General features: G+C 56.8%; 11 protein-coding genes. 4 read left to right on the top strand and 7 right to left on the bottom strand.

The features are described from left to right. The 3 genes from CDH48_RS10535 to CDH48_RS10525 all read left to right on the top strand — a co-directional run bounded on the left by CDH48_RS10535 (position 1) and on the right by CDH48_RS10525 (position 3,522). On the top strand, positions 1–1,026 hold the full coding sequence (locus CDH48_RS10535; RefSeq protein ID WP_100688699.1) for an ABC transporter permease: 1,026 nt from the start codon (positions 1–3) through the stop codon (positions 1,024–1,026). Positions 1,027–1,038: 12 nt separating this feature from the next. Continuing rightward, complete coding sequence (locus CDH48_RS10530) at positions 1,039–2,655, top strand: ABC transporter ATP-binding protein (RefSeq protein ID WP_100688698.1); 1,617 nt, start codon at positions 1,039–1,041, stop codon at positions 2,653–2,655. Between the two features lie 66 nt (positions 2,656–2,721). Continuing rightward, entirely contained in the window at positions 2,722–3,522 is an 801-nt protein-coding gene (locus tag CDH48_RS10525) for an enoyl-ACP reductase FabI (RefSeq protein ID WP_100688697.1), read from the top strand. 118 nt (positions 3,523–3,640) lie between these two features. On the opposite strand, the gene CDH48_RS10520 is transcribed toward CDH48_RS10525, so the two are convergent. Both CDH48_RS10520 and CDH48_RS10515 read right to left on the bottom strand, forming a co-directional pair. Continuing rightward, on the bottom strand, positions 3,641–4,054 hold the full coding sequence (locus CDH48_RS10520; protein ID WP_100688696.1) for a PilZ domain-containing protein: 414 nt from the start codon (positions 4,052–4,054) through the stop codon (positions 3,641–3,643). A gap of 30 nt (positions 4,055–4,084) precedes the next feature. Further along, entirely contained in the window at positions 4,085–5,908 is a 1,824-nt protein-coding gene (locus CDH48_RS10515; RefSeq protein WP_100688695.1) for a DUF1631 family protein, read from the bottom strand. 130 nt (positions 5,909–6,038) lie between these two features. On the opposite strand from CDH48_RS10515, the gene CDH48_RS10510 reads away from it, so the two are divergent. After that, complete coding sequence (locus tag CDH48_RS10510) at positions 6,039–7,118, top strand: 3-deoxy-7-phosphoheptulonate synthase (protein WP_100688694.1); 1,080 nt, start codon at positions 6,039–6,041, stop codon at positions 7,116–7,118. On the opposite strand, the gene cobA is transcribed toward CDH48_RS10510, so the two are convergent. The 5 genes from cobA to CDH48_RS10485 all read right to left on the bottom strand — a co-directional run bounded on the left by cobA (position 7,119) and on the right by CDH48_RS10485 (position 14,001). Further along, positions 7,119–7,976 (bottom strand): uroporphyrinogen-III C-methyltransferase, encoded by an 858-nt coding sequence (cobA, locus tag CDH48_RS10505; protein ID WP_100688693.1) that lies wholly within the window; start codon positions 7,974–7,976, stop codon positions 7,119–7,121. A gap of 8 nt (positions 7,977–7,984) precedes the next feature. After that, positions 7,985–9,259 (bottom strand): serine--tRNA ligase, encoded by a 1,275-nt coding sequence (serS, locus tag CDH48_RS10500; protein WP_100688692.1) that lies wholly within the window; start codon positions 9,257–9,259, stop codon positions 7,985–7,987. 110 nt (positions 9,260–9,369) lie between these two features. Continuing rightward, positions 9,370–10,707 (bottom strand): replication-associated recombination protein A, encoded by a 1,338-nt coding sequence (locus CDH48_RS10495; protein ID WP_100688691.1) that lies wholly within the window; start codon positions 10,705–10,707, stop codon positions 9,370–9,372. A 6-nt stretch (positions 10,708–10,713) separates the two neighbouring features. Beyond that, a complete protein-coding gene (lolA, locus tag CDH48_RS10490; protein ID WP_100688690.1) occupies positions 10,714–11,385 on the bottom strand; it encodes an outer membrane lipoprotein chaperone LolA in 672 nt (223 codons plus the stop codon). Between the two features lie 12 nt (positions 11,386–11,397). Then, positions 11,398–14,001 (bottom strand): DNA translocase FtsK, encoded by a 2,604-nt coding sequence (locus CDH48_RS10485; protein WP_100688689.1) that lies wholly within the window; start codon positions 13,999–14,001, stop codon positions 11,398–11,400. Positions 14,002–14,009: the final 8 nt, after the last annotated feature.

Below are 14,009 nucleotides of genomic sequence, written 5' to 3'. Positions count from 1 at the left end.
GTGAAGGCGCTTACCCCGATTCAGCAACGCCGCCTGCGGAATTTTCGCAATAATCGCCGGGGTTATTGGTCGTTATGGGTGTTCCTGGTGATTTTCGGCCTGACCCTTGTGGCGGAACTGATCGCCAACGACAAACCGCTTGTTATTTCCTATCAGGACACCCTGTATTTCCCGGTAGTTCAGAGCGTGCCTGAAGAAACCTTCGGCGGCTTTCTGCCTACCGAAGCGGATTACCGGGATCCCTTCATAGCGGACGAAATCCGCGCCAACGGCTGGATGCTCTGGCCGCCTATCCGTTTCAGTTACGACACCATCAACTATGATCTGGATGTGCCCTCGCCTGCACCGCCCAGTTCGGAAAACTGGCTCGGTACCGACGACCAGGGCCGGGATGTCGCCGCACGCGTGATTTACGGTTTCCGTATTTCGGTGCTGTTCGGGCTAACCCTCACCATTGCCAGTTGCATTGTTGGCGTTGCAGTCGGTGCCATACAGGGTTTCTATGGTGGCAAGATTGATCTTATCGGGCAGCGGTTTATCGAAATCTGGTCAGGATTGCCGGTTCTATATCTCCTGATTATTCTCTCCGGCATCGTACAACCGAACTTCTGGTGGCTTCTGGGCATCATGTTGCTGTTCAGCTGGATGGGGCTGGTGGACGTGGTGCGCGCAGAGTTCCTGCGGGCGCGCAATTTCGAATACGTAAAGGCCGCCAGGGCGCTGGGGCTGGATAACCGGAAAATCATGTTCCGTCATATTCTGCCCAATGCCATGGTAGCCACACTTACGTTTCTGCCCTTTATCCTTACAGGCGCAATCACCGGACTTACCTCGCTGGATTTCCTTGGTTTCGGCCTGCCCTCAGGTTCACCCTCCCTGGGCGAGCTGATCGCCCAGGGCAAGGCGAACCTGCACGCCCCCTGGCTGGGTATCTCGGCATTTGTTTCCCTGTCACTGATGCTGACCCTGCTGGTGTTTACAGGCGAAGCCGTGCGGGACGCCTTCGACCCACGAAAGAGCGGATGAGAACGAGCCGATATGAGTGAGTTGCTGCAGATAACCGATCTCTCCATCCGCTTTAATCAGGGCCCCAACGCTGTGGACTCACTTTCCCTGAGCCTGCAGGAGGGTGAGACACTGGCACTGGTTGGTGAGAGTGGTTCCGGCAAATCCGTCACTGCTCTGGCCATCTTGCGCCTGCTGGATGAGCGCCAGGCCAGTTACCCCAGTGGCGAGATTCACTATCGCGGTGAAAACCTGCTGCAGGCACCGGAGAAACGGCTGCGGCAGGTTCGCGGCCAGGAGATCAGCATGATCTTCCAGGAACCCATGACGTCCCTGAACCCGCTGCACACTGTGGAAAAGCAGATCAGTGAAACCCTGGAGCTGCACAAGGGCATGCGCGGCCCCCAGGCCCGCAAGCGCTGCCTGGAGCTGCTAAAACTGGTGGGCATTGAAAACCCGGAAAGCCGGCTTGGCGCCTACCCGCATCAACTCTCCGGTGGCCAGAAGCAGCGGGTGATGATTGCCATGGCCCTGGCAAACGAACCGGACCTGTTAATCGCCGACGAGCCAACCACGGCACTGGATGTAACCGTCCAGAAACAGGTTCTGGAACTGCTGCAGGAATTGCAGCAAAAGCTGGGCATGGCCATTTTACTGATTACCCACGACCTCACCATTGTACGCCGCTACGCCAGCCGGGTTGCGGTCATGGAGCGTGGCAAACTGGTTGAACAGGACAAAACCGACGCCCTGTTTGCATCCCCCAGCCATCCGTACACCCGCAAACTGCTGAGCGCCGAACCTCCGGCGGCCCCGGTGCCGGGTCCCGAAAGCGGTAAACCATTGCTGAACGTCAACAATCTTGATGTCCGTTTCCCCACCCGCAAAGGGCTGTTCGGCAAGGTAAAAGAGCATTTTCATGCGGTGAAGCAGGTCAGCTTCAGTCTGGATCGCGGCCAGACGCTCGGTATCGTGGGGGAAAGCGGTAGCGGAAAAACCACCATCGGCCACGCGCTTCTCAAGCTTACGACCGGCACCGGCAGCATACAGATCGATGGCCAGGAGCTGTCCGGGTTGGATCAGCGTGACTTCAGGCCCTGGCGCAGGCGGATACAGATTGTTTTCCAGGACCCTTTTGGCAGCCTGAGCCCGCGCATGTCCATTGCCGAAATTGTCCGGGAGGGCCTTGAGATACATGACCCTGATAACCGCGAAACCCACGACACCAAAGTGATTGGTGCGCTCCGGGATGTTGGGCTCGATCCGGATGCCAGGCACCGTTATCCCCATGAATTTTCCGGCGGCCAGCGGCAGCGCATTGCCATCGCGCGGGCGCTGGTTCTGCAGCCGGACCTTATAATTCTGGATGAGCCCACTTCGGCTCTGGATCGTACGGTGCAGAAGCAGGTGATCGATCTGCTCAGGGATATTCAGGCGCGCTATGGTCTAAGCTATATCTTTATCAGCCATGATCTGGCTGTTGTCCGTGCGCTCAGTCACCGGCTGCTTGTGCTTAGACGCGGCGCGATCGTGGAATACGGTGAAGCCGGTGAAATCTTCCGGGCGCCTGCGAAACAATACACACAGGAGTTGCTTCAGGCGGCGTTTTTCTATCAACAGAAAGATGCCGGAATTACTACGACTATTTGAGCGTTACCCCTGCAGGGACACTTCGGGGATAATGCACCAAAATCAGGAACACAGGGAGAACGACCCATGGGTATACTCAGTGGCAAAAAAGCGCTGATTGTTGGCGTAGCCAGCAAATTGTCTATTGCATACGGCATTGCCGACGCCTTTGCCCGCGAAGGCGCAGAACTCGCCTTTACCTATCAGAACGAAAAGCTGAAGCCTCGGGTAGAGAAATTTGCCGAAGGCTGGGGCAGCAACCTTATTTTCCCGTGCGATGTTGGCAGCGATGAAGAAATCGAGAACGTATTCAAAGAGTTGAACAAGCACTGGGACAACATCGACATCATCGTTCACGCTGTTGGCTTTGCACCCGGCCATGAGCTGGACGGTAACTATGTTGATGTCACTACCCGTGAAGGCTTCAGAATCGCCCACGACATCAGCTCCTACAGCTTTGTCGCGCTGGCCAAGGGTGCACGCTCCATGCTGCACGAAGGCAGCTCCCTGCTCACCCTGACCTACCTTGGCGCCGAGAAGGTTCTGCAAAACTACAACGTAATGGGCCTCGCAAAGGCCTCACTGGAAGCAAACGTACGCTACATGGCCGCAAGCCTGGGCCGCGACGGAATCCGGGTGAACGGTATTTCTGCAGGGCCGATCCGTACACTTGCCGCCTCCGGCATCAAGAGCTTCCGCAAGATGCTGGCGGAAAACGCCAGGCGCGCCCCGCTGCGTCGCAACGTAACCATCGATGAAGTAGGCAATGCTGCTGCATTTCTCACGTCCGATATGGCCAGCGGCATTACCGGCGAAATCATGTACGTGGATGGCGGTTTCAACATTACCGGCATGGGTGAACTGGAAGAGGAAGCACCTGAAGATTAAGCCTTGCAGGGAAAGCCGGCATTATGCATTATGCCGGCTTTCTGCTGTCCTGCTGCTTTCCAGTCGTCCCGGCAACGCCAGCTCTTGGGGCGGCGCTGCAGTTTTATGACGCTTCCTTTTATGATGCGTCCAGGGCACTCGCAACGGCTTCCGTCCACTCCACATAAGCGGTCTGATCGGATTCAATAATTCTCACACCAACCAGATAACCCGCCTCATTCTGCTGGCACCACACAATTTCCACGGTCAGCAAAAAGGGTTCCAGATGGCTCCCGAGTGAAACGGATGCCGGAAACAAAGCCCCTTCAGGCAAACATTCTTCTGATATGACGCACAACCCACTGGCGGATATATCCCGAATGCCACACACTAACTCACGCCCGGATGAGCCTGGCTGTTGTGCAAAGCCGGGGTCATTTGCCTCAAGCTCCAAGGTGATTCGGGCCCGCGCCGTTAGCCGGTATTGCCTGCGCTTCTCCAGCGCCGCAGCCGATTCTTGCTGTGTTCCAAACGTGTAGTCAGTATCTTTCATCACAATCCCCGGCTTCGTTTGATTTTATTGTCAGTTGCGCCCGATTCGAATCCGGCCAACGACCCGGCTCAGGGTCTCATCAAACTCCGTGGCGCCACCCAGGATACGAATCCGCCCCTCAACGAGGCCAAGCACCAGTTCGTCCTCCGGAAACTCGCGGCGATTAAGCCCGAGACGATCAACAAATATGAGCTTCCGGGAAGCGTTGGTACGAACCGCCAGTTTCAACCGGGCAGGTTCGCTTTCCGGTGATTCGGCTTCCACGGCAATCCAGCCACCAAGGTTGATCCTCTCTACCTGTTGTTGTGCCAGCCGCATTTTTTCATTATACAAACGCTCCTGTTCAGCTTTTTCATCGGCCAGTCGCTGATTTTCTGCTTCCTGCCGCTGGAGTTCGATGGCGGCCCGCCGGGCAGCCTCCTGTTCCTGGCGCCTGCGCTCGGCAGCCTCCTTTTCCTTTCGCAGCCACTCTGCCCGGGCTTTAGCCGCTTCCGCCGCCTTCTGGCGTTCCAGCCGCTGCTTTTCCCATGCCGCTGAGAGCACTTCAACGGTTTCCTCAAACACCTCGCCAAAGGGTGTCTGGGCGGGCAACGGTCGCATAATCCCGGATTCCTGTGCCATGCTGAAAGCACGCCATGGCTGCAAACCGAGTTTCACGCCGGCACCGTTTGTCCAGAGAATTTCAGCGGATTCTTCAAGCAGGGTAAAAAAATAACGGCGCTGTTCGTCCTGCCCCGCACCTTCAACAAACCAGCGCCCTTCATAAGGCTTGAACTGGTCAGGGGCTGGTGGTTCAAAGCCCAGCCATTCAGGGGACCAGGGAAAGGTTTCTGTGCCGGGCAAGGCATCCACCAGTTCAGGCGCCTCTCCACGCAATCGTGACACCATAACTGTTTCAATACCGGCAAGTGCACTGCCGGAAAGAGGCTGGTCAAAAACACGGTTCCAGACATCCATAATCCGGTCACCAAGCTGCTCGCCCACATGGTACAGCCGATTTCTGTTTTCGTCGGACAGTGACGGATCCCCTATCCATACCAGCCATTCCAGAAGCTTGTTGCCGTGGCGACAGGTTTCACCGTTCACACCGGAATCCCATACCGCCTGCTTCAGAAGGCCTTGCCAGTAATCAAAAATAAACCGGATAACCGGCTGCGGTAATTTTCTCCCCTGAAGAGCGCGGCCAACCAGAGCCCGGGCGGTTTGATCTGCACGCCTCTGGCGTGCAGCCCCCTGTTCGGTTTCCAGCAAACGTTGGCGGAGTTTTCCGGTTTGCGCATTGCGCCTGGCAGCTTCCTGTTGCCACTGCGTACAAAAGGTATCCACTGCCTCGGTGGTGCCCGAGGCGAAGCTGGCCGAAACAGCAACCACCACCGCATCCAGCTGGTCAAGCAGAGCTTTCGCGGAGCGGCCCCCGGAATCACTCCAACCCCGCCATTCCTGAAAGCTGTCGAGCCAGCCCAGCAAGGTTTCACTGAATGCCCGATGGCCATCAACATCCATTCTCCAGGCCAGGTAAAACCTCAACCGGGCAATACGGCGTGCCAGTGTGGTATGCAAACCGCTGGTTTTCAGATACACATCCATAATGCGATCGGCTATGTAGGCCGCATTGACCTGCCGTACCGACCAGTCCAGGTGTACGGACCGGAGAACGTGGGTTACCCGCTCGTCCCGCTGTTCTGTCCAGCAGGAATAAAGCAGGGGCTTCCAGTCGCTGACAGCTTCCGGCGCCAATCTGGCGGCGGGGTACGGAAGATCGGGAACGCGTATACCGGTAAGTACGTTATCAATTTTTTCGGCAGCCGCTTTCCGCGAGGCCTTCTGATGCGACTTCGGCCTGTGTTGTGACATCCATTCCCCGTGCTCAAGAAGCGTTGAAAAGGCCCAGTAAATAACGCAGTATAACCAACTCGCCGGGGTTGGCCACAACCGGGTCCGGCGCCTCTTATTGAAACGATTGGAATCAGGGAACCAGCACACAATGTCCGGCAATAAACTTGAAGATCTGAATGTGGCGAGCCAGGAAACACTGATTACCCCTGAAAAGCTCAAACAGGATATGCCGCTTACAGGCAAGGCTGCTCAAACCGTTACCACTGGCCGCCAGGCAATTTACGACATTATTGACGGCAAAGACCATCGCCTGTTTCTGGTGGTAGGCCCCTGCTCAATTCACGATGTTGAAGCAGCACGGGATTACGCCGCCCGCCTTAAGAAACTGGCGGATGAAGTCAGTGACACCCTGCTGATTGTCATGCGCGTGTATTTTGAAAAGCCACGGACAACCGTGGGCTGGAAAGGCCTGATCAACGATCCGCACCTGAACGACACCTTTGATATTGAGTATGGTCTGCATCTGGGCCGCCGCCTGCTGCTCGACATCAATGAGATCGGGCTGCCGGTTGCAACCGAGGCCCTGGATCCGATTTCACCCCAGTATCTGCAAGACTCCATCTCTTGGTCAGCCATCGGTGCCCGCACTACGGAATCCCAGACTCACCGCGAGATGAGTAGTGGCCTCTCCATGGCGATCGGTTTCAAAAACGGCACGGATGGCAGTCTGGATGTGGCGGTGAATGCGATGAAATCCGTGTCCTACCCCCATAGCTTCCTGGGAATAGATCAACAGGGCCAGGTGGCAATTATCCGTACCAAAGGCAACCAGTACGGGCATGTGGTGCTACGCGGCGGTGGCGGCAAGCCAAACTACGATTCGGTCAGCGTGACCCTCTGTGAACAGGCACTCGAAAAAGCCGGCCTGCGCAAATCCATTATGGTAGATTGCAGCCACGCCAATTCCAGCAAGGACCCTGCCATTCAGCCACTGGTGATGCAGGATGTGAGCCATCAGATCCTTGAGGGCAACACCTCGATTCAGAGCCTGATGATTGAAAGCAACATCAACTGGGGCAACCAGTCAATTCCGGAAAATCTGGCAGACCTGCAATACGGCGTCTCGATAACCGATGCCTGCATTGACTGGGAAACCACCGAAAAAGCCATTCGCGACATGCGTGACAAGCTCAGGGATGTGCTGCCAAAACGCAACAAGGCAGGCTGATCAGGCGGGAAGAACCGGGAGGCCGCCTACCCAGTCCAGCCTGTCTCTCAGAGCCACGACATGGCCAACAATAACCAGGGTTGGCGCCTGCACCTGCTCTTCATTTACCCGCTGAACGATGGTTTCGAGGGTTCCGGTAACCACCTGCTGATCCCGGGTGGTTCCTTTTGAAACAAGTGCAACCGGCATATCCGGGGCCATGCCATGCAATACGAGCTGGTCGCAGATGATCGGCAAGCCAACCAGCCCCATATAAAACACCAGAGTCTGGCTGGTCTGGACAAAGTCCTTCCAGGGCAAATCGCAGCTGTTGTTTTTCAGGTGACCGGTTATAAACCGCACGGATTGAGCGTAATCGCGATGGGTCAGCGGGATGCCTGCGTAAGCAGAGCAACCGGATGCTGCAGTGATACCGGGAACAACCTGGAACCGGATGCCGGCGCCCGCCAGTGTCTCGATTTCTTCGCCACCACGGCCAAAGATAAACGGATCCCCACCCTTGAGCCGGACAACCCGGTAACCTTCCCTCGCAAGATCTACCAACCTCTGGTTGATCTGTTCCTGTGGCAAAGTGTGGTTGGCACGCTGCTTACCTACGTGAATCATCCGGGCTGTTTCCGGAATGAGCGCAAGGATTTCCGGTGATACAAGGCGATCGTAAAGCACCACTTCTGCCGAGGTAATCAGCCGCCAGGCTTTCAGCGTGAGCAATTCCGGATCGCCCGGGCCAGCGCCTACAAGGGCGACCTCACCCGCAGAACTGTTCGGGTTTGAGGTAACCGGATTGGTTCTGTGGCGCACCGGCCCCGGCATGGCGCTTACCTCAGCTCCGACGAGGCTCCCGGGTTTATCTGTCATTGTCATTGTCATTGAATGCGCTCGATACCACCCATGTAGGGCTGGAGTACTCGCGGTACAAGAATACTGCCATCGGCCTGCTGACAGTTTTCCATAACAGCTATCAAGGCACGGCCCACTGCAAGCCCGGAACCGTTCAATGTATGCACCGGCTCCGGCTTGCCGGTTTCCGGGTTGCGCCAGCGGGCACCCATACGACGGGCCTGGAAATCCCGGGTGTTGGAGCAGGATGAGATTTCACGATACTTTCCCTGCCCCGGCAACCAGACTTCAATATCGTAGGTTTTCGCGGCAGAAAAGCCCATATCGCCACCACACAGGGCAACCAGCCGGTACGGGAGCTCAAGCAACTGAAGAACTTTCTCCGCATGGCCGGTCAGCGCTTCCAGTGCCGCATCGGAATCCTCCGGGCGAACCACCTGAACCAGCTCAACCTTGTCAAACTGATGCTGGCGGATCATGCCCCGGGTGTCGCGGCCGTAAGAGCCGGCCTCACTGCGAAAACAGGGGGTATGACAAACCATTTTCAGGGGCAGTTCGGTGGCATCCAGAATCGTGTCCGATACCAGATTGGTCACCGGTACTTCGGCGGTGGGTATCAGGTACAGGCCGGGATCTCCCTGCATTCTGAACAGGTCTTCCTCGAATTTCGGTAACTGACCGGTACCATAAAGAGCATCGGCGTTGACCAAATAAGGCACATAGGTTTCGGTATAACCATGCTCGCCGGTATGCAGGTTCAGCATGAACTGGGCAAGAGCGCGGTGCAAGCGCGCCACTTGCCCGCGCATAACGGCAAACCTTGAATGGGCAAGTTGCGTAGCGGTTTCAAAATCCAGGCCACCCAGGGCCTCGCCCAGGGCAACATGGTCCTTGGGCTCGAAATCAAAGGTTTTTGGTGTACCCCAGGTACGGATTTCAACGTTGTCTTCTTCGCTGTCGCCAGCCGGTACACTGTCATCCGGAAGATTGGGTATGCCCGCCAGAAAGCCGTTAAGCTCCTGCTGAAGATCCCGCAGTTCGTCCTCAGCCTGGGACTTTCTGGCTTTCAGGCTCTCAACCTCATCCAGTAATGGCTGGATGTCTTCGCCGGCAGCCTTGGCCTTGCCGATGGATTTCGACTTTTTGTTCTGCTCACTCTGCAGGGTTTCCGTGCTCACCTGCAGGGCCCGGCGGCGCTCCTCGAGTTTTTCGAACGCGGCGATATCAAAAGCAAAATGCTTGATGGCCAGCCGGCGAGCAATCTCTTCAGTCTGGTTACGGACGAGTTTGGGATCGAGCATGGGTATCCTGGATTTTCCGGTTTGCGATGTAGGTAGAATAGCTGGCCATTATACCTGTGGTGACGCTGCTGGCCAGCGCTGACACCCGCATCAGCGCCATTGCACGGGATTCAGGTATAGCGTTTTACGGGGCTTTGTTCATTGAGGGCGTCCAGCCTCTGGCGCTTTTCCAAAAGCCTGATCTCGAGGCCACGGTTTACCGGCTCATAGTATCTGCGCTGGTGAATATCTTCCGGCAGGTAGGACTCCCCGGCGGCAAAAGCATCCGGCTCGTGGTGCGCATAACGGTAAGAGTCGCCATGCCCCATGCTCTTCAAAAGCTTGGTGGGTGCATTGCGCAAATGCACGGGAACCTCGTAATCCGGATCCTTTCTTATATCAGCCATGCACTGGTTAAACGCCTTGTACACGGCGTCACTTTTCGGGGCCAGGGCAAGATAAGTCACCGCCTGTGCCAATGCCAGCTCGCCTTCAGGGCTTCCCAGGCGCTCCAGAGCACCCCAGGCCTCCATGCTCAGCTGCAGGGCACGAGGATCAGCATTGCCAATATCCTCACTGGCAATGCGCACAAGGCGCCGGGCAACGTACAAAGGGTCGCAGCCACCATCAAGCATCCGGCACAGCCAGTACAGCGAGCCATCGGGGTCGGAGCCTCTTACAGACTTGTGCAGCGCCGATATCTGATCGTAGAAAACGTCTCCGCCCTTGTCGAAACGGCGCAAACTGGTCTGCATCACCTGCTCAAGATGGGACGCCGTCACGCGGTTTTTGCCCTGTTCGTCCGGCTCCGCCAGGTCGGCAGAAATCTCCAGTATATTCAGTGCCCTTCTGGCATCGCCACCCGATGCCGACGCGATCAGGCGCAGGACCTCGTCAGCCACTGCAAGCTCACCATTGAAACCATCTGCGGCACCCAAAGCCCGGGTCAACAGCTTGAGAATATCCGCATCCTCAAGGTTTTTGAGTACGTAAACCCGGGTGCGCGAGAGCAGAGCGCTGTTCAGCTCGAACGACGGGTTTTCGGTGGTTGCACCTACAAAAATAAAGGTGCCGTCTTCAATGTGTGGAAGAAAGGCATCCTGCTGGCTCTTGTTGAATCGGTGCACCTCATCCACAAACAGCAGCGTATCCTGACCATGGGATTGCTTGCGATTGCGGGCGCGCTCCACCACCGCGCGAATGTCTTTTACACCGCTGAGAACAGCCGAAACCGTCTCGAAACTGAGGTCGCCCACGTTCGCCAGCAACCGGGCGAATGTGGTCTTGCCAACACCGGGCGGTCCCCAGAGAATCATCGAGTGCAGCTGCCCCTGCTCTACCGCTCGCCTGAGGGGTTTTCCGGGGCCGACAAGATGCTCCTGCCCCACATAATCGTCGAGGCTTTCGGGGCGCATACGCGCCGCCAGAGGTCGAAAGCCGACCTGCTCTGTGAACAGGCTGGTCTGCATTTCAGCTCAGCCTTCGTCCCGGATTATGTCGACGTCTTCCGGGTACTCCAGGACGAAAGCGCTGTCCTCAATGGCTTCGTTCAGGCGAATGTGGTCAAAGCTGAGCACACTGAGTTGTGACAGGGAATCTTCCATGCGCATCTCCTGCAGTTCGTTCCCGTAAAAAGTCAGTTTCAGGGATATAAACAGGGAGTCTTCACTTCTGGGCTCGAGTATGAACTCCCGGGTTTCATCACTGGTGGCGCGACCGGACACGCGATAGGTTTCTTCCAGGTTATCCACTTCCCCGCTCAGCAACAGCGCCGGTGTGGTCTGAACCCGGTCGTCCAGTTTGTGCACTGTTACCTGCTCCAGATCCGGGTCATAAACCTCAACACTTTCCCCGTTGCTGACAATAAACTGCGACATGGGCTCCCGGGTTTCCCAGTAAAACAGCCCCGGCCTTTTGGCCTTGAGTGAACCGCGGGTTTCCTGCACCCTGCTGCCGTTTTCATTCACTACAATCTGGATAAAATCGGCCTGGTAGCTTTCGTAACTCTTCAAAAGAGAAGCCAACTCCGCGGCGGAGTCTTCCTCACTGGCCGCCGTGACCGAACCGCTGAACGCCAACAAGGTGAACAACGCGGTCAGCGGCAAGGCCATCAAAGCCGACAGGGGCTTCACAAATAGTTTCTGCATAGTCTGTAACTCCTAATCTCTTGGTGGCGGCGGTGCCAGAACTTCCCGGGCACCGTTATGACCTGCGGAACTGACCACGCCCGAGGCTTCCATGGCCTCAACAAGGTTGGCTGCCCGGTTGTACCCTATTTTGAACTTTCTCTGTACCGAAGAAATCGATACCCGACGGCCCTCGGTAACAAAGGCCACGGCTTCATCAAACAGCGCATCGCCCTCACTGTCACCACCTTCGGTCAGCGTTGGCACCCCGGGCAGGCTCTCGCCTTCCGCACCATTGAGAACATCATCCACATACACAGGCTCACCCCGGGCTTTCCACGCGCTCACCACGCGATGAACCTCGTCATCATCCACAAAGGCACCATGCACGCGCACCGGCAAACCGGATCCGGGCGGCAGGTAAAGCATGTCGCCGTGGCCCAGCAACTGTTCGGCCCCACCCTGATCAAGCACGGTGCGGGAATCGATCTTGGACGACACCTGGAACGACATGCGCGTGGGGATGTTGGCCTTGATCAGGCCGGTAATAACATCTACGGAGGGTCTCTGGGTTGCCAGGATCAGGTGAATGCCCGCGGCCCTCGCCTTCTGGGCAATTCGTGCAATCAGTTCTTCCACTTTCTTGCCGACAATCATCATCATGTCGGCGAATTCATCAATAACCACCACAATGAACGGCAGTGTCTCCAGTTCCGGGCGTTCCTGTTCGTCATCGGCCAGATATTCATCCGGCTTCCAGAGCGGGTCCAGAAGCGGCTCGCCTGCAGCCGCTGCATCTTTTACTTTGCGGTTGTAGCCGGCAAGGTTGCGAACGCCCAGGCTCGCCAGTAACCGGTACCGCCGTTCCATTTCCGCTACGCACCAGCGCAGTGCATTTGCGGCCTCTTTCATATCGGTGACAACCGGCGCCAACAGGTGCGGAATGCCATCATAGATGCTGAGCTCGAGCATCTTGGGGTCAACCATGATGAAGCGCACTTCTTCCGGGCCGGCTTTCAGCAACATGCTCAGCAGCATGGCATTGACCCCTACCGACTTACCGGAGCCAGTGGTGCCTGCAACCAACAGGTGGGGCATTTTGGCAAGGTTGGCAACCATGGGGTTGCCCCCGATGTCATTACCCAACGCCATGGTCAGAGCGGAGCTGGATTCACTGAAAACCCTTGCTCCGAGGACTTCGCTGAGGCGGACAATTTCGCGCTTTTCGTTCGGTATCTCGATACCCACTACGGATTTGCCCGGTATAACTTCCACAACCCGTACACTGAGTACCGCCAGTGAGCGGGCCAGGTCTTTCGCCAGATTGGATATTTTGCTGACTTTTACACCGGCCGCCGGCTTGATCTCAAAGCGGGTGATGACCGGGCCGGGGTTGACTTCCACCACTTCAACAGACACGCCGAAATCTGCCAGTTTTTCCTCCAGCAGGCGTGACATGTGTTCCAGGGCTTCTTCAGAGTACCCGCTTTCCTTGTGTTCCTCTGGCGGATCCAGCAGCGAAATGGGTGGAATCGGGCTTTCGATATCCTCCAGCAGGGAAGGTTGAGAGTTCGTTCCACTCTTCGATTTTGCCGGCTGTTCATCCTTCTTGAACGGAGATATTTTCAGGGAACGACCACCTGCAGAGGGCGCTTTTGCCTTATCTGATGCCGGCGAAGGCTTATCGGTTGCGGTTGCAAAGGGGGCTTCGTCCCGGGAACTGAAGCTCTCCAGCCTGGCTGGTTCCGGCTCGGGGTTCGCGGAAAAACTCTCTAATGCCGGCTCCCTGCGTTCCTTTTCCGCCCTGCCCGCCTTACCCGGTTTCGCTGCCTTGGGTTTGCGCGGCCCAAGCCCGGGAATTGCGTGCCACCAGCGGTGCTTTGATGGCTCCGGTCCGGAACTGCTGTGCACGGCACTGTGCGAAGCAGTCAGTTGCGGTTTAGGCGGAGCAGAACCCTGTGCTGAAGCCGGCCCTGGCGCTTTTTCCCGGTTGCCGGGCAGCACAAGGGATTTCAGCGACTGCGCGAGGCGAAGAGTCACGCTACCGAGCTGGTCCATCAACCAGAACCAGGAGAGACCGACGGTAACCGTCAGGGCAAACAGAAAGATAGCGATCAGTAATAGCGTAGTGGCCGGAAGGTTAAAAAACCGCACCATTGCATCGGAAACGGCAGTACCCAGGACTCCCCCCGATGACGCGCCGAGGCCAAATACCGAGTAAAGCGAAAGCAGGCTGGTTGCGGAGAGCAGAATAAGCAGAAACCCGCCAAACCGCATCAGAAACAGCGGCCAGTGCAAGTCCAGCGAATCGTTTCGGCGGCGAAACAGCATGATAGCGTAACCCGCCACCATCATTGGAAACAGGTAGGCTACGTGGCCAAAGAAATCCATCAACAGGCTGGCGAGCCAGGCGCCGGAGCGACCGGCAGCATTCAGAACTTTGGTGTCATGGCCAATGCTGGCCCAACCCGGGTCGGCAGGATTGAAGGTTACAAGAGCCATGCCGAGATAAATGCACAGGGCAATGAGCCCTATCACAGCACCTTCGCGCGCGCCCTGAGCTGCAAGGCGGCGAAAACGCAGTTGCTTATCTGTCAGTTCCTGTGGTGATTTTTTCGCCTTTGCAGATTCAGCCATGAATGCTC

Source organism: Marinobacter aromaticivorans, assembly GCF_002806975.1.
Taxonomy (GTDB): domain Bacteria; phylum Pseudomonadota; class Gammaproteobacteria; order Pseudomonadales; family Oleiphilaceae; genus Marinobacter; species Marinobacter aromaticivorans.
This window is presented reverse-complemented; position numbering and strand designations above follow the sequence as displayed.

What these genes read in the sequence shown, in the direction of transcription:
- CDH48_RS10530 (WP_100688698.1), top strand. Translation starts at nt 1,039, where the DNA reads ATGAGTGAGTTGCTGCAGATAACCGATCTCTCCATCCGCTTTAATCAG.
- CDH48_RS10525 (WP_100688697.1), top strand. Translation starts at nt 2,722, where the DNA reads ATGGGTATACTCAGTGGCAAAAAAGCGCTGATTGTTGGCGTAGCCAGC.
- CDH48_RS10520 (WP_100688696.1), bottom strand. Translation starts at nt 4,054, where the DNA reads ATGAAAGATACTGACTACACGTTTGGAACACAGCAAGAATCGGCTGCG.
- CDH48_RS10515 (WP_100688695.1), bottom strand. Translation starts at nt 5,908, where the DNA reads ATGTCACAACACAGGCCGAAGTCGCATCAGAAGGCCTCGCGGAAAGCG.
- CDH48_RS10510 (WP_100688694.1), top strand. Translation starts at nt 6,039, where the DNA reads ATGTCCGGCAATAAACTTGAAGATCTGAATGTGGCGAGCCAGGAAACA.
- cobA (WP_100688693.1), bottom strand. Translation starts at nt 7,976, where the DNA reads ATGACAGATAAACCCGGGAGCCTCGTCGGAGCTGAGGTAAGCGCCATG.
- serS (WP_100688692.1), bottom strand. Translation starts at nt 9,259, where the DNA reads ATGCTCGATCCCAAACTCGTCCGTAACCAGACTGAAGAGATTGCTCGC.
- CDH48_RS10495 (WP_100688691.1), bottom strand. Translation starts at nt 10,707, where the DNA reads ATGCAGACCAGCCTGTTCACAGAGCAGGTCGGCTTTCGACCTCTGGCG.
- lolA (WP_100688690.1), bottom strand. Translation starts at nt 11,385, where the DNA reads ATGCAGAAACTATTTGTGAAGCCCCTGTCGGCTTTGATGGCCTTGCCG.
- CDH48_RS10485 (WP_100688689.1), bottom strand. Translation starts at nt 14,001, where the DNA reads ATGGCTGAATCTGCAAAGGCGAAAAAATCACCACAGGAACTGACAGAT.